Annotated in this window: 16 protein-coding genes and 1 pseudogene; 6 read left to right on the top strand and 11 right to left on the bottom strand. The window is 22.0% G+C overall.

Annotated elements, in window-relative coordinates; translation table 11 throughout:
- Window positions 1-7: 7 nt before the first annotated feature.
- Window positions 8-293 (top strand): annotated as a pseudogene (ihfB, locus tag D9V62_RS01560) (integration host factor subunit beta).
- Window positions 294-410: 117 nt separating this feature from the next.
- Window positions 411-1184 (top strand): triose-phosphate isomerase, encoded by a 774-nt coding sequence (gene tpiA, locus D9V62_RS01555; RefSeq protein ID WP_158340060.1) that lies wholly within the window; start codon window positions 411-413, stop codon window positions 1182-1184.
- On the opposite strand, the gene D9V62_RS01550 is transcribed toward tpiA, so the two are convergent.
- The 7 genes from D9V62_RS01550 to phrB all read right to left on the bottom strand — a co-directional run bounded on the left by D9V62_RS01550 (window position 1181) and on the right by phrB (window position 10425).
- Complete coding sequence (locus D9V62_RS01550) at window positions 1181-1966, bottom strand: MIP/aquaporin family protein (RefSeq protein ID WP_158340059.1); 786 nt, start codon at window positions 1964-1966, stop codon at window positions 1181-1183. The genes tpiA and D9V62_RS01550 overlap by 4 nt on opposite strands.
- A gap of 104 nt (window positions 1967-2070) precedes the next feature.
- Window positions 2071-3033: a 6-phosphofructokinase gene (gene pfkA, locus D9V62_RS01545; protein WP_158340058.1), complete on the bottom strand. Its 963-nt coding sequence runs from the start codon at window positions 3031-3033 to the stop codon at window positions 2071-2073.
- Window positions 3034-3268: 235 nt separating this feature from the next.
- Complete coding sequence (gene gpmA / locus D9V62_RS01540; RefSeq protein WP_410051781.1) at window positions 3269-3961, bottom strand: 2,3-diphosphoglycerate-dependent phosphoglycerate mutase; 693 nt, start codon at window positions 3959-3961, stop codon at window positions 3269-3271.
- A gap of 242 nt (window positions 3962-4203) precedes the next feature.
- Window positions 4204-5418 carry a dihydrolipoyllysine-residue succinyltransferase gene (sucB, locus tag D9V62_RS01535; protein ID WP_158340056.1) on the bottom strand — a complete coding sequence of 405 codons (1215 nt, stop codon included), beginning with the start codon at window positions 5416-5418 and terminating at the stop codon, window positions 4204-4206.
- Between the two features lie 16 nt (window positions 5419-5434).
- Window positions 5435-8173 carry a 2-oxoglutarate dehydrogenase E1 component gene (locus tag D9V62_RS01530; RefSeq protein WP_158340055.1) on the bottom strand — a complete coding sequence of 913 codons (2739 nt, stop codon included), beginning with the start codon at window positions 8171-8173 and terminating at the stop codon, window positions 5435-5437.
- Window positions 8174-8233: 60 nt separating this feature from the next.
- Window positions 8234-8977, bottom strand: coding sequence for a Nif3-like dinuclear metal center hexameric protein (locus D9V62_RS01525; RefSeq protein WP_158340054.1), 744 nt, complete (start codon window positions 8975-8977; stop codon window positions 8234-8236).
- A gap of 5 nt (window positions 8978-8982) precedes the next feature.
- Window positions 8983-10425, bottom strand: a complete 1443-nt coding sequence (phrB, locus tag D9V62_RS01520) for a deoxyribodipyrimidine photo-lyase (RefSeq protein WP_158340053.1) — start codon at window positions 10423-10425, stop codon at window positions 8983-8985.
- A gap of 288 nt (window positions 10426-10713) precedes the next feature.
- Between phrB and fldA the strand changes: the two genes are divergently transcribed.
- A complete protein-coding gene (gene fldA, locus D9V62_RS01515) occupies window positions 10714-11223 on the top strand; it encodes a flavodoxin FldA (protein ID WP_158340052.1) in 510 nt (169 codons plus the stop codon).
- A 72-nt stretch (window positions 11224-11295) separates the two neighbouring features.
- Window positions 11296-12087, top strand: coding sequence for an NADPH-dependent 7-cyano-7-deazaguanine reductase QueF (queF, locus tag D9V62_RS01510; RefSeq protein WP_158340051.1), 792 nt, complete (start codon window positions 11296-11298; stop codon window positions 12085-12087).
- Window positions 12088-12175: 88 nt separating this feature from the next.
- Here the strand turns inward: queF and gap are convergent, their stop codons facing one another.
- The 4 genes from gap to D9V62_RS01490 all read right to left on the bottom strand — a co-directional run bounded on the left by gap (window position 12176) and on the right by D9V62_RS01490 (window position 16391).
- The gene (gene gap, locus D9V62_RS01505; protein WP_158340050.1) at window positions 12176-13171 is read right to left on the bottom strand and encodes a type I glyceraldehyde-3-phosphate dehydrogenase; all 996 of its coding nucleotides are present in this window, start codon (window positions 13169-13171) and stop codon (window positions 12176-12178) included.
- Between the two features lie 97 nt (window positions 13172-13268).
- Entirely contained in the window at window positions 13269-14510 is a 1242-nt protein-coding gene (locus D9V62_RS01500) for an FtsX-like permease family protein (RefSeq protein ID WP_158340049.1), read from the bottom strand.
- On the bottom strand, window positions 14507-15199 hold the full coding sequence (gene lolD, locus D9V62_RS01495; protein ID WP_158340048.1) for a lipoprotein-releasing ABC transporter ATP-binding protein LolD: 693 nt from the start codon (window positions 15197-15199) through the stop codon (window positions 14507-14509). Before lolD ends, D9V62_RS01500 begins: the two co-directional genes overlap by 4 nt.
- Window positions 15192-16391, bottom strand: a complete 1200-nt coding sequence (locus tag D9V62_RS01490; protein ID WP_158340047.1) for an FtsX-like permease family protein — start codon at window positions 16389-16391, stop codon at window positions 15192-15194. The genes lolD and D9V62_RS01490 overlap by 8 nt, the downstream gene beginning before the upstream one ends.
- Window positions 16392-17124: 733 nt before the next feature.
- On the opposite strand from D9V62_RS01490, the gene mfd reads away from it, so the two are divergent.
- Together mfd and pgl are read left to right on the top strand one after the other, a co-directional pair.
- Window positions 17125-19545, top strand: coding sequence for a transcription-repair coupling factor (mfd, locus tag D9V62_RS01485; protein ID WP_158340046.1), 2421 nt, complete (start codon window positions 17125-17127; stop codon window positions 19543-19545).
- A gap of 46 nt (window positions 19546-19591) precedes the next feature.
- Window positions 19592-20596 (top strand): 6-phosphogluconolactonase, encoded by a 1005-nt coding sequence (gene pgl, locus D9V62_RS01480; RefSeq protein WP_158340045.1) that lies wholly within the window; start codon window positions 19592-19594, stop codon window positions 20594-20596.
- Window positions 20597-20600: the final 4 nt, after the last annotated feature.

The raw sequence follows: 20600 nt of genomic DNA, 5'->3' as shown, positions 1-20600 counted from the left end.
AGGATATATGACGAAATCAGAATTATTCGAAAGAATTGCAGAAAAAAAAAAACCATATTGAAGGTAAAATAATAGAGCTTGCTGTAAAAGAAATGTTAGAACACATGTCTCTTGCATTAGCTAATGGAAAACGAATTGAAATTCGGGGGTTTGGAAGTTTTTCTTTACATTATCGAGGTTCCCGTATCGGTCGAAATCCTAAAACTGGCGAAACAGTTAAGTTAAATGCAAAATATGTGCCTTATTTTAAACCAGGAAAACAATTGCGAAATCGTGCTAATATATATAAATAAAATATTTTAATATCTTAATCTTAGAAACTAAGTCAATATATTTTATAAAACACTTAGTTTCTATATTTTATAGATTTTTATTTAAGCATTTTTTAAATGTTATTAAAGAGTTTTCACATGAAGAAAAAATTTATTGTAGCAAATTGGAAATTAAACGGTGATATTAAAACAATTTCTAATTTTTTAAAAAATTTAAAATTAAAAGCACCACTTTATTTAAAATATAATACTATTATCATTGCTCCTTCAACAATATACCTTGAAAGAGTTTATAAAAATATAAAAGACATAAATATTTTTGTTAGTGCTCAAGATGTTGATATAAATAAAAAAGGCGCTTTTACAGGTGAAACATCTATATTAATGTTAAAAGATATCGGTGTTAAATATGTTATTATTGGACATTCTGAAAGACGTTTTTTACATAATGAAGATAATAAATTAATTACAGAAAAGTTTGGTTTAATTAAAAGCTTAAATTTAATTCCTATTTTATGTATTGGTGAAAGTGAAAACGAAAGAAAAGAAAATAAAACTAAAGAAGTTATAAAAAATCAGTTAAGCATGATTCTTAAACGTTTTGGAAATAAAATATTTACAAATACAATAATTGCATATGAACCTATTTGGGCAATTGGAACAGGTATATCAGCCGACCCTATTTATGTACAATCAATACATAAATTTATAAAAAATTATATTAATACATATGATGCAAATAATATAGAAAAATTAATCGTTCAATATGGTGGATCTATTAATTCTAAAAACGCTAAAAATTTTCTTGAACAACCTGATATTGATGGATTGTTAATTGGAAGTGCTTCTTTAATATATGAAGAATTTTTAAAAATTCTTAAAATATCTAATGATATTTTAGTAAATAATTAACTATTTATAAATTTTTTATATATCCAACCACCTAAATTTATACCTAATATAGGAGTAATTGTAGGTATTAAAAAATATGGAAAATTACTATTTAATCCAGTGAAAGCTATTTTACCCCATCCTATTAAACTTAAAAATATTCTAGGAGCTAAGTCATGTGCTGGATTTAAAGTAATATTATATGAAGAACCTAAAGATATATTAATAATTGTAACTAATATTCCTATTAAACATGGACTAAATTTTTTGTGAACAATAAATATTTTTTTTTTATCATTAATTCTCATAAGCATAATAATAAAAATTATCGAAATAATTATTTCCATTATAAAATCATATATAAGAAGATAATTTTTTTGAGGATAAATACAAAAAATTGAAGCTAATTGAAGACTTTCTTTTGTGCCTCGTACGATATTGTATTTGTTTTCAAATAATACTAATCTATTATAGTATATAAAATATATTAACATTGTAAAAAAAAAAGCACCAGAAATTTGAGAAAAAATATATGGAATTACTTTTTTTTTATTAAATTTATAAAATAGCCACAAAAAAATAGTAATTGCTGGATTTAAATGAGCTCCAGATATTGAAATACTCAAGTAAATTGATAAAGATACTGCAAACCCACAAATAATACTTATTTCATATTGACTAAAATGAAAATTTGTTAATTTTGATGTTGCTAAACATCCTATTCCAAAAAATATTATTAAACCTGTTCCTAAAAACTCAACAATACACTGTTGAAATGTATTTTTTTTACTATATAGATTCATTTCTTAGATGCCTATGTAATTTTATTATGAAATTAATTTTTTATTTTAATTTAATAATAAAACTAAAAACTTAGAGCGCCGGAAAAACCGGCACTAATTTTATATTAATAAAGCTTTTTAGCAGTAATCAACCAATCTTTCTTAAAAACACGCTTCATATTTTTTAATGCATTTGTTATATCATTAAAAACCATTTTTTCATTTTGAACACCAACACATTTACCTTTATAACCTTTAATTAATAATTCAACAGAATAAGCACCCATTCTAGAAGCTAATATACGATCATATACTACTGGAGCGCCGCCTCTTTGGATATGACCCAATATAGTAGCTCTTGTTTCGCGATTAGTTTCATTTTCAATATATTTAGCAAGCGCTTCTACATCACATATATATTCTGTAATTGCAACAATTGCATGTTTTTTACCTTTTTCAATTCCTGCTTTTATTTCTGAAACTAATTCTTCTTTTGTATACTTAATCTCTGGTAGAACAATAAATTCACAACCACCAGCAATTGCAGCAGCTAATGTTAAATCACCACAATATCTGCCCATAACTTCTACAATAGAAATACGTTGATGAGAAGAAGAAGTGTCTCTTAACCTATCAATAGCTTCAACAACTGTTTCTAAAGCAGTAAAATAACCAATTGTATAATCAGTACCTGCCACATCGTTATCTATAGTTCCTGGAATACTAATACATGGCATACCCATTTTTGTTAATTTTTGAGCTCCTATATAAGATCCATCACCTCCAATGACAACAAGTCCATCTATATTTCTTTTTTTAAGATTATTGATAGCTATAGTTCGTATTTCATCTTTATAAAAGTTAGAAAATCTAGCTGAACCAAGAAATGTCCCGCCCCTATTAATCATATCGGATACGCTAGATCTATCTAGTTTGATCATACGATTTTGGTATAATCCTAAATATCCATCATAAATTCCAAATACTTCTAATTTTTCACTTAACGCTGTTCTTACTACTCCCCTAATTGCTGCATTCATTCCAGGAGCATCTCCACCACTAGTTAACACTCCAATTCTTTTAATCATAATAATCTCGTTTTTAACTACTATAAAAAATTACTTTTTATATATTTAAAATATATTTTAATATATTAATTTTATATTGAAACTGAGAATTTAAAATATTAAAAATTTTAACTAACTTTGATTATATAATTTTAAAATATACATATTTCATCAAAAAAAAATCTTCTCTTATTAAGATGAGAGATAAAATATTAATATATATTGATTTTAAATCGAGAATGTGTTTTTAAATAATTTATTTTAAATAATACCATTTACTAGGAATGTATTTTTCATCGAATTCTAAAATAATTGGAATTGCAGTTGGAATTTCTAATTCTATAATGTTTTTATTATCAATTTTGTTTAAATGTTGCATTAATGCTCTTAATGAGTTTCCATGTGCTACAATTAGTATTTTTTTTCTTCTTTTTAATTGTGGATAAATTACTTGGTCCCAATAAGGAATAACTCTTTTTACAGTTAATTCTAAACTTTCACCTGTAGGAAGTTCATTAATATTGACATTAGAATAACGTATATCGTTTCCTGGAAAACGTTTATCTTTTATATCAATTTGAGGTGGATTAACATTAAAACTACGTCTCCATAAAAGAACTTGTTTATCTCCATATTTTTGAATAATCTCATTTTTATCGAATCCTTCTAAATCACCATAATGTCTTTCATTTAAACGCCAAGATTTTTGCACAGATAACCAAGGTTGATCTAATTTATTTAAAATATATTGTAAAGTATATATTGCTCTTTTTAACATTGAAGTATGTGAATAATCAAAAAAAAATTTTTCTTTTTTTAACAATAAACCTGTTTTTTCAGCTTCTTTTTTTCCATTTTGACTAAGCTCTACATCATGCCATCCAGTGAATTTATTTAATTTATTCCATTCACTTTCACCATGTCTAATTAAGACTACTTTATTCATCATTTCATCCCTTATATTTTATTCTACAATATATACATAAGATGTATATTTCAGTATATCATTATTTTTTCAAAATCAAATAAGCTTTTATATTTATTAAAATATTAAATATTTTGTTTTAAAATACTATAATGAAATGATTTAAATAAAACATTTAAATATTAGTAATAAAAGTACAGTTTATTATTTTTACACACTGTACTTTTAATATATATAAAGAATAAATTATTTAATTTTTTAATTTGTTAAATGTTAATTAAAATACGATTAAAATCTTCTAATATATTTTTTATTTTATTTAGAAAACTAACAGATTCTTTTCCATCAATTAAACAATGATCATAAGATAATGCTAAATACATCATAGGAAGAATTTTGATTTCTCCATCTACCGCCATTGGACGTTCTTTAATAGCATGCATTCCTAATATAGCAGTTTGTGGTGGGTTTATAATTGGTGTAGACATTAAAGATCCAAAAACACCACCATTGGTGATAGTAAAATTACCTCCAATTAATTCTTCTATTTTTATTTTATTATTTAAGCTTTTAATAGAAAATTCTTTTATTTTTTTTTCTATATGTGCCATCGACATTTTATCAGCATCTCTTAATACTGGAGTTATTAAACCTCTGGGCGTTGAAACAGCAATACTAATATCAAAATTTTTATAAAATACAATATCTTGTTTATCAATAGTAGCATTTATTTCTGGAAAATGTTTTAATGCTTCTACTACTGCTTTTACAAAAAAAGACATAAAGCCAATACGAACACCATATTTTTTTTCAAAAGATGTATTATATTTTTTTCGTAAAGAAATAATTGGTTGCATGTTCACTTCATTAAAAGTAGTAAGCATAGCTGTATTGTTTTTTGTTGCTAACAACCTCTCAGCTATTTTTTGACGCAATCGAGTCATTTGAACTCTATATGTATTATTTGTATTATTAACAATATTATTTAAATTAGAAGACTTTTCAACAATTTTATGAATATCTTGTTTTCTAAAGGTATGATTGAACTGATTAGGTGTAATTAAAGTTTCATCAATGTTATGAATTTTCATGAAACGTCTAGCAGAAGGTGTTAAATAATTACTTATATGTTTATTTATATGAGAATTATCATATTTATTCTCATTTAAAATAGGAATTTTTTTTGTAGAAGTTATTTTTTTATTTATTATTGGATTTATTTTTTTTTTTTCAATATCGTTTGATTCAGTTATACTACCTATTATTTGAGTAGATTTAACAATAGACCCTTTTTTTTCTAAAATAACACTTAATATTCCATTACATGGAGATGATACTTCCAACATTATTTTATCTGTTTCAATATCAACTATATTTTCATCGCAATACACTATTTCTCCAATTTTTTTGTGCCATTTTACTATTACTGCATCACTTACAGAATCCGGTAAATCTGGAACAAGAATATTAATTGTATTCATTTTTTATTCCTATTATTTAAGTAATTATTAAATTTAAAGCATTGCATATTAATTTTTCTTGTTCTTGTTTGTGTAGTAAAATATGACCTACTGCAGGAGAAGCAGAAGATAAACGACCAATATAATTTAATTTAGCAGAAGATGGTAAAATATCATATAAATAATTTTTTATATAAAACCATGCACCTTGATTATATGGTTCTTCTTGACACCAAACAAAATCTTGAACATAAAAATATTTTTTTAATATATTGGATATCTCATAAATAGGAAATGGATATAATTGTTCAATGCGGATTATAACAATATTCATAATGTTATTTTTATTTCTACATTCTAAAAGATCATAATATATTTTACCAGCACAAAAAATAACACGTTTTATTTTTTTTATATTATAATCAATTTCATCAATTACTTTACTAAAATCGTTATTCACTATATCTCTTAAAGAAGAGGTAGCCATCGGATGTCGTAAAAGAGATTTAGGAGTAAAAACAATTAATGGTTTATAAATATGATTCAAAATTTGTCTTCTTAATAAATGAAATATTTGTGAAGATTTAGTAGGAATACAAATTTGTATATTATTTTGTGCACAGAGTTGAAGAAATCGTTCAATTCTTCCTGAAGAATGTTCTGGTCCTTGTCCTTCGTAACCATGGGGTAAAAACATAACTAAATTAGATGTTTTATTCCATTTTTGTTCACTAGAACTAATGAATTGATCGATAACCACTTGAGCTCCATTAACGAAATCTCCAAATTGTGCCTCCCAAATTGTTAGCGTATTTGAAGGGTATAATGAATATCCATATTCAAAAGCTAAAACTGCTTCTTCTGATAAAACAGAATCCCAAATTTCAAATTTTCCTTGATTATCTTTAATATTTTGTAAAGGTATATAAATAGAATCATTACCTTGATCGTGAATACAAGCATGACGATGAAAAAAAGTTCCTCTTCTAATATCTTCACCCGAAAGACGACATGAAATACCTTCACTAAGTATTGTTGCATATGCTAAAGATTCGGCAGCACCCCAATCAAATGGTTTTTTTTCGTTAGACATTTCAATTCTATCTTGATAAATTTTTTTAACTCTTGGATGCACTTGAATATATGGAGGAATAGTATTAATAGAGTATAGTAATTGTTGAATATTTTTCAAATTTATTTTCTTCGAATTTTTTTGAATTTTTAAACTGTTTAAATCTCTATATTGAAAATCTATATATTCTTCAGAAAAAATTGATTTTCCTATTTTTAATTTATGAGAGTATTGTTCTACAATTTTATTAACATCGTTAGATGTAATTAATTTTTTTTTAATTAATAAATTAGAATATATTTGAGTTATCGTAGGATGATTTTGAATTTTTTTATACATAATAGGTTGAGTAACAAAGGGATCATCTACTTCGTTATGACCATGTCTTCTATAACATACTAAATCTATAAAAACATCTTTATTGAACTTTTTTTTAAAATCTAAAGCTAACTGAATAGAAAAAATAGAAGCTTCTATATCGTCAGAATTAACATGAAAAATAGGTGCTTGAATTAATTTTGCAATATCGGTACAATGTTTGCTAGATCTAAGGTATTTAGGGTTAGAAGTAGTAAAACCAATTTGATTATTAATTACAATGTGAACTGTACCACCTATTGTATAACCTTCAGTTTGAGACATGTTTAATGTTTCTTGTACTACGCCTTGCCCAATAATTGAAGCGTCTCCATGAATACTAATAGATAAAACTTGGTTTTTAAAATATTTTGATTTATCTATAGATGCTCTTGCGACACCAAGAATTACTGGATTTATTATTTCTAAATGTGATGGGTTGTATTCTAATTTTAAATTAATTATTTTGTTTTTATATTTAATATTAGAGGAACCTCCCATATGATATTTAACATCCCCGCTTTTTTCTATAGATATGTTCTTACCAGCAAATTCATCAAATAATATTTTAGGATTTTTATTGAACATATTTACTAATACATTTAATCTGCCTCTATGTGCCATACCTATAATAATATCTGAAATATTATTGTTTTTTGAATAATTTATTATTTCATGTAATATTGTAATAAGTGTTTCTGCCCCTTCTAAAGAAAATCGTTTTGTACCAGCAAATTTTTTGCCTAAATATTTTTCAAAAGTTTCTGCATAAATTATTTCTTTTAAGCATTGTATTTTTTTTTGGTTTGAGACTAAATTTTCTTTAAAATATAATTCTATATATTCTGTAATCCATTTTTTTTGGTATACATTATCAATATACATATATTCAAAACCAATAGAACTACAATATTTACTATTTAATTTATTATACAAATCTATTATTTTTATTTTATAGTTAGAATTTTTTTGAAAATTAATTTCTACTATTTCTTCTAACTCATCTTTATTAAATTCATAAAATAATAATTCTAAATATGAGTATTTTTTTTGTTTTTTTAATTGAAGAGGATCTATTAAAGATTTTTTATACCCTTTTTTTTGAAATAAGTTAATCATCTGATTAACTTTTTTATTTAATTTATTATTATTTTGTTGATCTGATTTTTTTAATTCTTTTTTTTTATTTGTATTACTAATAGATAATTTTATAAATTCTTTTTGCCATGTATCATCAATAGATGATGGCTTTTTTAAAAATTCTTGATATATAAACTCAATATATTCTTGATTATTGGAAGATAACCAAGAAGAATCAAACATTTTTTTTAGTATATTTTTATTCATAATTTTATCTAAAGTGTTGATGAATTATTTATTAAATTTAAAGAAAATAATTTTTAATAATTACGCAGGATTATAAACATCAATGAACATAACATCTAAATTATATGTTTTATGCAACCATTTTCCTAAAGATTTAATTCCATATTTCTCACTACAGTAATGTCCAATTGAAAAAAAATGAACACCTAATTCTTTAGCGATATATATTGTTTCTTCAGAAATTTCTCCTGTTAAAAAAGCATCAATTCCAAATTTGTATGCTTGTTTAATAAAATTTTGTCCTCGACCACTACACCATGCAATACGATTAATATAATCCGGAGCGTTTTTATAAAAATGTATAGGTTTTTTTTTAAAAACCTTTTCTATTTTATTAGCGAAGTCAAAAGCATTAATTTTGTGTTCTAAAAAACCCCATAATACATAAGGTAAAATTTCACCTTTAATAGAAATATTTAATTTTTTAGCAATTTGTATATTATTACCTAATTCTGGATGAATATCTAATGGCATATGCCAACTGTATAAATTAATATTATTAGAAAGTATAGTTTTTAATCTATTTCTTTGTACATTCTGAATATATTTAGATTCTTTCTCCCAAAAATATCCATGATGAACAATAATAGCATTAGCTTTGTAATATAAAGCTGAATTTAATAAATCTTGACAAGCGCTAACACCTGTAATTATTTTTTTAACTATTTTATCTCCTTCTATTTGTAATCCATTGGGTACTATATCTTTATTATAGTTGTTAAATAATTTTTTATTAATAATTTTTTCTAAAATGAAATTTTCCATATAATTTAATCCTTTTTATTTGTTAAAAATGATTGAGCTAATTTATATACTAAAAAAAATTTTTCTTTACTACTTGCATAATCAATAATTGGCTTTGGATAATCGATTCTATAATTATGTTTAATTGTCCATTCATATGGATTATGAATATAATTATTTGGTACCATTTTTAATTCAGGTAGATATTTTCTGATGAAAACACCTAATTTATCGAAATTTTTAGATTGACGTAACGGATTAAAAACACGTATATAAGGTGTTGAATCACTGCCAATAGAAGCAGACCATTGCCATCCTCCATTATTCAATGCATAATCCCCATCAATTAAATGATACATAAAATATTTTTCACCTTGTCTCCAATCAATTAAAAGATTTTTAACTAAAAAACTAGATGTAATCATTCTTAATCGATTATGCATCCATCCAATTTTGTTTAATTGTCTCATAGCAGCATCTATGATAGGAAAACCAGTTCTTCCATTTTTCCAAGCATTAAAATAATTTAAATTATTTTCCCAATTAATTTTTTTTTCCCATGTGAGTAACGATTGAGATTTACTGAGTATAGGAAAATTGATTAGTAAGTGATAATAAAATTCACGCCATATTATTTCATTTATCCAAGATGAATTGAGTATTGTATTTAATGATTTTGTTTTATATTTGTTTAAAACCATTTGTAAACAATGTCTTGTAGATATTATTCCTAAAGATAAATAAGGAGAGAGCATACTAGTATTATTTAAAGATGGAAAATTTCTTTTTAAAAAATAATCTTCAATTTTATTGGTACAGAAGTATTTCAATTTATTAATAGCTTCTTTTTCTCCAATGGGAAACAAATTTTGATTAAAATTTATATTATAATTTTTAATCAAACATACTTGAAATATATTATCATGATTAAAAATTCTTTTTCTAGGAACAGGAAAACATATTGGAATTTTTTTTGATAAACATTCTATTATTTTTTTTTTAAAAAAATAAAATTTTTTATAAGGTTTATTATCTTTACTTTTTATTTTATCAGGTTTAATTAAAAGATTATCATGAAAACCTTTAACAGAAATACCTTGTGTATGTAATTTACGTGTTATTAAGTTATCTCTATTTTTTTCATTTATTTCATATTGATAATTATAAAATAAATGATTAATCTTGTTTTTTTGACAAAAATATAATAAATACTCTATTGAATTTGAAAAGTCAGTACATTCGTGATGATATAAAACAATGTTTAATTTCAATAATTCTTTTTGTAAAAATATAAGATTTTGATAAAGAAAAGATATTTTTTTAATAGCAACACAATGATTATTCCATTGTTTGGGAGTAAAAATAAATAAACCCATCACTTCATTTACATCAGATAAACATGCGTGATGTAAAGCTGTATTATCATATATACGAAGGTCATTACGAAACCATATTAAATTTTTATTCATAGTTTAAATTTTTAAGTTTTTATATTTATAAAAATAACATATTATAGTTTGTATTAAAATATTAGTGAATTTTTAAAAACAATTATTTTATGGTAAGTTGAAAATAAAAAATATTTTTAAAACATTAAGTTAATATAAAAAATATAAAAATAAATTATAAAAATTTTATGATTGAAATAAATGTAGTTTTATATATTTTTTAAAAATATTTGTATTAATTTATATTTTTAAAGTAAAATTTAATTTTAAATATTTAAATAAGAGATATTTTAATAAATAGGCAAAAATATGGAAAAAATAGGTATTTTTTTTGGAAGTGATACTGGTAATACAGAAAAAATAGCAAAAATTATTCACAAAAAAATTGGAGTAAATAATTCTGTTTTATACGACATTAGTAATGCTTCTAAAAAAGATGTTGAAAGTTTTAAAAATTTAATATTTGGTATTCCTACTTGGTATTATGGTGAAGTGCAGTGTGATTGGGATGATTTTTTACCTATTTTAAAAAAAATAAATTTTTTAAATAAAACTGTCGCACTTTTTGGATGTGGTGATCAAGAAGATTATAGCGAATATTTTTGTGATGCATTAAGTGTAATATATAAAATTGTAAAAAATAATAAAGCACAAATAATTGGTCAATGGTCTACAAAGGGTTATAGTTTTGATTCTTCTAAATCTTTATTAAATAAAGATTATTTTATAGGACTAATTTTAGACGAAGATCGTCAAGCAGATCAAACCAAAATTCGAATCAAACAATGGATAAAAAATATTATTTCTGAATTTTCTTAAAATATTATTAAATTATTTATTTTAAAAAATTAAATATTATTATAATTTATTTATTATATAAAAGAAACAAATATGATTGTTAAAACAAACCAATTTAATTTATTGCAAGGTATACCAAGAAAAAAACATCGTAAAAATATTGAAATAAATTATAAAAATCTTCCATTTATCGGTAAAGATATTTGGACATTATATGAACTATCTTGGTTAAATGTAAATGGATTACCACAAATTGCTATTGCTAGATTAGAATTTAATATAACAAGTAAAAACATTATTGAATCTAAAAGTTTAAAGTTGTATATAAATAGTTTAAATCAAGTTAAATTCAAAAAAAGTGTTAATTTAATAGAAAAAATTACATTTGATCTTAACAATTGTGTAATAGGAGAAGTTTTTGTAAAATTATTTAACTTAAATCAAATTAAAAATATTGGTATATCAAAGTTTTCAGGTACGTGTATAGACAATCAAAATATTTCAATAAAATCATATAATTATAATAAATCTTTACTTGAAAGTTCTTTTGAAGAAAAAGAATTAGTTACTGAATCTTTATATAGTAATTTATTTAAATCAAATTGTCCTATAACTCAGCAACCTGATTGGGCATCAATAAACATTATATACACTGGCAAAAAAATTAATCATGCTGCATTATTGAAATATTTAATTTCTTTTCGTAATCATGATGAATTTCATGAAGAATGTATAGAAAGAATATTTAATGATATTCAAAATATTTGCAATCCTAAAAAACTTAGTGTATATGCAAGATATACTAGAAGAGGTGGTATCGATATTAATCCATGGCGTAGTAATAGCTTTCTAAAACCTTCTCTTGTTAGATTAGCAAGACAATAAACATTATTTATTAAATATTTCTTATAATTTTTTTTAAAATGCAGTATTAAGAAAAACTTAATACTGCTATTTTATCAATCTGAATTTATTATTTAGCAACTAATGTAACTAAATCTAAAACTTTACTAGAGTAACCAGTTTCATTATCATACCAAGAAATTAATTTAGCGAAATTTTTATTTAATGATAAACCTGCATTGACATCAAATATTGAAGTTAATTCTTCTCCATTAAAATCCGATGATACTACTTCGTCTTCCGTATATCCTAAAATCCCTTTCATTTCGTTTTGTGAAGCATTCTTAATCACAGAGCATATTTCATTATATGTAGCTGATTTTTTATAACGAACTGTTAAATCTACGACGGATACATTAGATGTAGGAATACGAAACGCTATACCTGTTAATTTTCCATTTAAATTTGGTAATACCTTTCCTACCGCAATAGCTGCACCAGTTGAAGAAGGGATAATATTTTGAAGTGCACCTCTACCTCCTCTCCAATCTTTTTTAGAAGGACCGTCAACAACTTTTTGAGTAGCTGTACTAGCATGCACAGTGGTCATTAAACCTTCAATAATATTAAAATTATCATCTATTACTTTTGATAGAGGAGCTAAACAATTAGTTGTACATGATGCATTAGATACAATATTTTCGCCTTTATATTTATCAAAATTAGCTCCTTTAACAAACATTGGAATATCATCTTTAGAAGGGCCAGTTATTACAACTTTTTTTGCTCCAGATAAAATATGTTGATAAGCAGTTTCCCTAGTTAAAAAAAGACCTGTAGATTCAATTACAACATCAATTGACAAATCATTCCACATTAATTCTTTAGGGTCTTTTATTGAAGTAATTCTAATTTTTTTTCCATTTACAATAATATTTTTATTTTTTACTTCAATATGTTTGTTAAAAACCCCATGTGTAGAGTCGTATTTTAACATATAAGCTACATATTCTGGATCCATTAAGTCATTTATTGCTAAAATTTCAATATTTTCACGTTTTTGAGCTAAACGAAATAAAACACGTCCAATACGACCAAAGCCATTTATACCTACTTTAATAGTCATAATTTCACCATTATTTTATTAATAGATTGTAAATTTATATTATATTCATAAAAAAATTTTAATTAATTAAAAATATTTTTAACACCGTTTGAAAAAATTAAAATTTTTTTAATATTTTACTAGGATTTATTTTTGAAGCGTAATATGAAGGATACCAATTTGTAATTAATCCTATTATTATAGTACTTAAAAATATAATAATTATATCTGATAGATTTAATTGTAATAATAAAAAATGATGATAATAAATATTATTTAATAATAAATTGTTATTAAAATATTTTTCTAAAAAAAACATAATTTGTTTATAGTTTAAAACTGTTATAAAACCAGCTATTAAACCTATTATATTTCCTATAAAAACCAAACGAAATCCATAATATAAAAAAACTAATTGAATAAGAATATTATTAGCTCCTATACTACGTAAAATAGCAATATCTTTTACTCTTTTAGATATAGAAAGTAACGATATAGATATAACACTAAAACAAGAAATTATTATTATTAAAAATAATGTCGTAAATATTATTATTTTAATTTTTTTAATATCATCATATATATATTTATAATTATTTATCCAAGTATATAAAAAAACAGGTTGTTGAATTTTTTTAGCTACATCTAAAATAATTTTATTAGCTTGTAATGGATTAGACATATATAATTCAATAGTATTAATATAATTATTTATATTGAAATGATTTTCAAAAAAAGAAAAAGAAATTAGTCCAATATTCGCATTTGAAATTCCATTAGAATTAAATATAGATTTAATCTGAAAAGAAAATATTTTTATTTTGTTTAGTTGGAAAGAAAAATTATTATCTAAAATCATTACATCAATCCAATCTCCTTTCTTTACTAGTAATTCTTTAGATAAATTAGAAGAAAGAATTATTTGATTACTTTTAAAATTATTTAACTGTGATATTTGATAAGATTTTTTTTGAAAAGAAAAATATTTTTTTATATATTTTATGTTTTTAAAACTTTTAATATTAAAAAGTCTAATTTGATTTTTTTTAAATAAAACTGCATTCATTAAAATATATGGTTCAGAATAATTAATTCCTGATATACAATTAATTTTTTTAATAATTTCTTTCCAATAAAAAAACGGTTGATCTATTGATTGAATAATACCATGTGGTAAAGATGATAAAACATTTTTATTAATTAATGTTTTAAAACCATTAAGAGCACTAACACTAATAATTAGTATAAAAACGCTAATAGAAATCCCTATTTTCGATAAAATAGAAATTAATAACATTGCATGATTTTTATGATTTTGACAATATAATCGTTTTGCAATAAAAAAAGGTAAAAAATTCATTTAATATTTTTTTTTATATTTAGTTGACCACGTTTTATTTCACATAAAACATGTGCTTTTTTTGCAAGCAAAAGATCATGTGTTACAATTATAAAAGAAGTATTTAAGTTATTATTTAATTCAAATATTAAGTCAAAAATTATTTTTGCATTATAAGAATCTAAATTACCAGTAGGTTCATCTGCTATTATTAATTGTGGTTTATTAACAAAAGCACGAGCGATTGCTACCCGTTGTCTTTCTCCTCCAGATAACTCAGATGGATATTTATCAATTTTTTTTTCTAATTTTACTTTTTTTAATATTTCATATGATTTTTCTTTTGCTTCTTTAATACTTTTATTACTAATTAGCAATGGTATTGCAACATTTTCAAGTACATTAAAATCTAAAAGTAAATGATGAAATTGATAAATAAACCCTAAATGTAAATTTCTTAATTTAGCTATTTGATTAGATGACATAGAGTTTAATGGTATACCATTAAATAAAATAGTTCCAGAACTAGGTTCTTCTAAACCACTTATTAAATGTAAAAAAGTACTTTTTCCAGAGCCTGATTTTCCAATAATAACTGCTATTTCACTTTTATTAAGGTAAAATGATGTTTTTTTTAAGATATGAATTTTTTTTATATTATCTTGATAAGATTTAGTGAGATTAATACATTGTAAAATTATATTATTCATGAGATAAAATTTTAGCAGGTGTTGACTTGGTGATTTTCCAAATTGGATATAACATTGATAAAATAGAAAGTAATATAAATGTAATATTAACTAAAAAAACTTGGAAAGGAAAAATTTTCATTGAAATATTAGTAGTGTTAAAAAATAAATTGATTAACAAGTTTAAAATTTTTTTTTGAAAAATTAATGTAAAACTAATTAATATTCCTAATAAATTTCCAATTATAGAAATGCTTGATCCTATTGTAATAAATATTAACATAATTTTTTTTCGACATAAACCTTGTGTTTGTAAGATTGCAATAACATTTTGTTTTTCTATCATATTAACTGTTAAAGTAATAATTATATTGAATCCTACAACTAATAAAATTAATATAAAAAAAAGTAACATGATATATTTTTCAATTTGAACTGCTTTAAATAATTCTCCTTCTTTTGATTTCCAATTTAATAAAATCAAGTTATTTTTTATTTTTTTAAACATATTTATATCAAAATAAAATGGATCTTTTAACCAAATTCGCCAACCAGTAATATAATTTTTACAATAGTGTAAAAACGTTAAAGCGATTTTACTATTTATTAATATTTGATAATTATCAATTTCATTTTCTGTACAAAAAAAACCAGTGACTTTAAATGTTTTTTCATTGAATTGTTTTGTTAAAAAATTTTTTTTACTTTTAGGTAAAGTTATTAATTTAATTGAATCATTAATATTGATATTTAATTTTTTTGCTAATTTTTTCCCTATGATTACATTATTTTCTTTAGAATTTAATGTATATAAAATATTTGTAATATTATAGTTTTTAAAAGAATCATAATTTTTTTCTTTAAAAGTAATAATTTCTCCTATAGTTATATTTTTTTTGCTTTGAATTAAAACTTTACTATTAATAAAACTAGATATTTTTTGAACATTTGATGATTTTAAAATGTTTCTAGGAAATTCTGATTCATTGATATAATAATTTTTATTAGTAATTATTAAATGTGGAACAAACGATAGAATATTTTTTTGAAATTCATTTTGAAATCCATTAACTAAAGATATTGTAATAACAATAGATGATATTCCAAGACTTGTACCTATAATAGATAAAATAGTGATAATTTTTTTAAAACTTGTTAAATGAGAGTTCCATAAATAACGTAAACCAATAAATATATATATAGGCTTATACATTAAAGATATCTTTTATAGTTAAAATGTTTTTAATAAATTTTTATATTGAAAATAATATTTTATCATAATTTAATAAATAATTTTAAATATAACTAATTAATCATTGAAAGTTCAAATAAATATTTTACTAAAAAAATTATAATATTTTAAATTAAAAAAGAAATAAAAAATAAATAATATATTGAATATAATATAAAAATTATTTATAAAATATGTATTTTTTAAAGTTTATGAATTATTATTTTTTTTATATATGTTGTAATTACGACTTAATTATTAATATTTTTAAATTATAAAATAAGATTATGTTTTATATCTTTACAAGTATTCTTAATGTTAAATATTTTGTTTATTTAATGTATATAATATTAATAACTACAATTATTTAGTTTTTTTTATACATTATTTTAGATAATTATTTTTTATTTAAAATATAAAATTTGATTTTAGACTATTTGTAAAACAAATAAATAATAATCAATTTATATAAAAATTTTAAATATTAATTAAATATAATTAACAATATAATATTTATTTATAACCATTTTTTGAAAATTCTTGATTAAAATTATTTAATTACTTATTGAATCATATACTGATTAATAAATATAATTTATAAAAAATTATTAAAATATATATTTTTTAAAAATTTAATATTTTAGATAGTATATTATTTGTTGAAATATTAATTAATGTCTAGTAATTTTCATTTTATTTTAAAAAATATTCCACTATGAAAATAGCATTAAAAAATATAAAAAATAAAAATTCTATTAATTATCAAACATTACCAAGTTTTTTTAAAAATAATAAAAACAAAAAAAACTATAATAAAATTTTTTCTTTTTTATATAATTTTTCAGGAAAAACTATTTTTTTTATAACAAAAAAGGAATGTTTAATAACATTTTTAAAAATTTTAAATTTAAAAAATATTTATCCTAAATATATAGAAAATGTTTGTGATATTAATAATAAAGATAATTTTTTTTATATTATAGGAAATTTGTATAATAGTTTTATAGATACTAAAAAAAATTTATTATTTATTTCTACAAAAGAAACTTTTGAAGTTGTTACTAATCAAAATATTATTTTACCAATTAAAAATCAGTTTTTATATCAATTAAAAATTAATGATCTTATCATACATATTCAACACGGTATTGGAAGATATCAAGGGTTAACTACAATAAATACAGCTAGTTGTGAATCTGAATATTTAGTTATTTTATATGCAGAAGGAAATAAATTATATGTTCCTATTGCATATTTACATCTTGTTTCACCATATGTTGGAAGTTTAGAAAAAAATATTGTTTTACATAAATTAGGAAATGATAAATGGGATAAAGAAAAAAATAAAATCAATAAAAATTTATATGACCATGCAGCAATTTTATTAAACATTTATGCAGATAGATTATCTAAAAAGGGGTTTGCATTTATAAAATATAAAAAAGAATATAATCTTTTTTGTAAAGATTTTCCATTTAAAATTACTTTAGATCAAAAAGAAGCTATAAAATCTGTATTAAATGATATGTATAAACCTATTCCTATGGATCGTTTAGTTTGTGGTGATGTAGGTTTTGGAAAAACGGAAGTTGCAATGAGAGCTGCTTTTATATGTATATCAAATAAAAAACAAGTCGTTATTTTAGTACCTACAACATTATTAGCAGAACAACATTTTAATAGTTTTTCAAATCGATTTCGTAATTGGTTTTTAAATATAGAAATATTATCTAGATTTAGAAGTGAAAAAGAAAAAGAAAAAATTTTAAAAAATATTAAATCTGGTAATATTAATATATTAATAGGAACTCATAAAATTTTATTTGAACATATTGAATGGTATAATCTAGGTTTATTAATTATCGATGAAGAACATCGATTTGGTGTTATTCATAAAGAAATAATTAAAAAAATATATTCTCATATCGATATATTAACTTTAACTGCAACACCAATTCCTCGTACATTAAATATGGCAATAAATGGTATAAAAGATTTATCTATTATATCTAATCCTCCAGAAGAAAGAAAACAAATAAAAACTTTTATAGAAGAATATAATCCTACTTTAATAAAAAAAGCAATTTTTAGAGAAATGTCTCGAGGTGGTCAGGTATATTATATATATAATAAAATTAAAGGAATTGAAAATATAGCTATAAAACTATCTAATTTAATTCCTAGTGCTAAAATTAAAGTCGGTCATGGTAAAATGAATAATATTGAATTAAAAAAAATAATGAATGAATTTTATCAAAATTATTTTAATATATTGGTTTGTACAACTATTATAGAAAGCGGGATTGACATACCTAAAGCAAATACTATTATTATTGAAAATGCAGATCATTTTGGTTTATCTCAGTTACATCAACTTAGGGGTAGAATTGGACGATCTAATAATCAAGGATATGCTTTTTTATTTGTTAATAATTTTAAAAAAATTACACCAGATGCAAAAAAACGATTAGATGCAATTACTTTAACAAATAACTTTGGTGGTGGATTTAACTTATCGAATAGAGACTTAGAAATTAGAGGAATAGGTGAATTACTTGGAAAAGAACAAAGTGGTCATATAGATGGAATAGGAATTAATTTATATATGAAATTATTAAATAAAACTATTAAATTTTTTAAAAATGGAGAAAAAAAGATATTATTAGAAGATTTAGTAAAAAAATCAGATATTCAATTAAATGCTCCTTCATTATTACCAAAAAATTATATTTCCGATGTAAATCAAAGATTATTTTTTTATGAAAAAATTGAAAATGCTAAAAATGAAAAAGAAATAGAAAAAATATGCTTAGAACTCTTAAATCAATTTGGAAAATTACCAATAGCTTCTAACAATTTAATGTTAATTGCTAAGATTAAATTATTAACAAAAAACATTGGTATTTCATATATTAAATCTAGTAAAAGCATAGGAATTATAAAATTCAATGAAAATAACTTAATTAATATGGAATATCTACTTGTAGTTTTTCAAAAAGAACCTCATCTTTGGAAAATGATAAGTTCTAAAAAATTAAAATTTATGCATAATTTTGAAGATGATACTTCACGTTTAAATTGGATTTTAAATTTGTTAAAAAATTTAAAAACACATGAAATAAAAAATACTATGTAAAAATAATATTCCGTTGTATATTTAAAATTTAATAGAAAGGAATTATATGAAAAAAATTGTTTATATTGCTAATTCTACAAGTCAAAATATAGAAGTTTGGAATTTATATCAAGATGGAAATATGGAATTAATTCAAAAAATTGATACTGATGGACAAGTACAACCAATAAATATTATTCAAAATAAAAATTTATTATATGCTGGTGTGCGTCCTAAAAATCGAATAATTGTATACACTATTAAAAAAAATGGTAATTTAGAAAAAATCAGTGAAGTTTATATTCCAGGAAGTCCTAATTATATTTCTTTCAGTGCTAATCAAAAATTTTTATTTTGTAGTTCATATCATAATAATTCAGTAAGTGTTATACCATTAAATCAAGATGGTATTCCTAAAGATCCAATACAAATTATTCATAATATTCAGGGTTGTCATGCAGCATTATTTAATGTTAAATATAACATATTGTTCATAACTGCTTTAAAAGAAGATTACATTTATTTATATTACTTAACCAAACATGGAATATTAAAAAGTACAGAACAAAAATTTATTCAAACTAAGTTTAATTCAGGACCACGTCATATTGTATTTCACCCTAATGAAAATTTTATTTATACTATAAATGAATTAAATGGAACTATAGACGTTTGGAAAATATATGTTCAAAAAAATATACCAATGGTGCAAAATATACAAAATATTTCATTAGTAGAAAAACACATGGTTTCCAATAAATATTGGTCTTCAGATATTCATATAACATCATGTGGTAATTTTTTATATGTTTCTGATAGACTATTAAATAGTATCTCACTATTTCATATAAATAAAAGCAACGGTAAAATTCTTTTTATTAAAATCTATCATACAGAAATACAACCTCGAACATTTTGTATCGATGTTAACAATAAGTATTTAATAGTTGCAGGTCAAAAATCTAATAAATTTACAGTATATAGTATTAATAAAAAAACAGGAGATCTAAATAAATTAAATACATATTTTACAGGAAAAGAACCTTTATGGATATTAATCCATACAATATAAATAT

Source organism: Buchnera aphidicola (Aphis helianthi), assembly GCF_005083845.1.
GTDB lineage: Bacteria > Pseudomonadota > Gammaproteobacteria > Enterobacterales > Enterobacteriaceae > Buchnera > Buchnera aphidicola_AW.
Note: the sequence above shows the minus strand (reverse complement) of the source record. Positions and strands in the feature narration are given on the sequence as shown.

Coding starts and splice junctions, on each gene's coding strand:
- tpiA (WP_158340060.1), top strand. CDS start 411: ATGAAGAAAAAATTTATTGTAGCAAATTGGAAATTAAACGGTGATATT.
- D9V62_RS01550 (WP_158340059.1), bottom strand. CDS start 1,966: ATGAATCTATATAGTAAAAAAAATACATTTCAACAGTGTATTGTTGAG.
- pfkA (WP_158340058.1), bottom strand. CDS start 3,033: ATGATTAAAAGAATTGGAGTGTTAACTAGTGGTGGAGATGCTCCTGGA.
- gpmA (WP_410051781.1), bottom strand. CDS start 3,961: ATGATGAATAAAGTAGTCTTAATTAGACATGGTGAAAGTGAATGGAAT.
- sucB (WP_158340056.1), bottom strand. CDS start 5,418: ATGAATACAATTAATATTCTTGTTCCAGATTTACCGGATTCTGTAAGT.
- D9V62_RS01530 (WP_158340055.1), bottom strand. CDS start 8,173: ATGAATAAAAATATACTAAAAAAAATGTTTGATTCTTCTTGGTTATCT.
- D9V62_RS01525 (WP_158340054.1), bottom strand. CDS start 8,977: ATGGAAAATTTCATTTTAGAAAAAATTATTAATAAAAAATTATTTAAC.
- phrB (WP_158340053.1), bottom strand. CDS start 10,425: ATGAATAAAAATTTAATATGGTTTCGTAATGACCTTCGTATATATGAT.
- fldA (WP_158340052.1), top strand. CDS start 10,714: ATGGAAAAAATAGGTATTTTTTTTGGAAGTGATACTGGTAATACAGAA.
- queF (WP_158340051.1), top strand. CDS start 11,296: ATGATTGTTAAAACAAACCAATTTAATTTATTGCAAGGTATACCAAGA.
- gap (WP_158340050.1), bottom strand. CDS start 13,171: ATGACTATTAAAGTAGGTATAAATGGCTTTGGTCGTATTGGACGTGTT.
- D9V62_RS01500 (WP_158340049.1), bottom strand. CDS start 14,510: ATGAATTTTTTACCTTTTTTTATTGCAAAACGATTATATTGTCAAAAT.
- lolD (WP_158340048.1), bottom strand. CDS start 15,199: ATGAATAATATAATTTTACAATGTATTAATCTCACTAAATCTTATCAA.
- D9V62_RS01490 (WP_158340047.1), bottom strand. CDS start 16,391: ATGTATAAGCCTATATATATATTTATTGGTTTACGTTATTTATGGAAC.
- mfd (WP_158340046.1), top strand. CDS start 17,125: ATGAAAATAGCATTAAAAAATATAAAAAATAAAAATTCTATTAATTAT.
- pgl (WP_158340045.1), top strand. CDS start 19,592: ATGAAAAAAATTGTTTATATTGCTAATTCTACAAGTCAAAATATAGAA.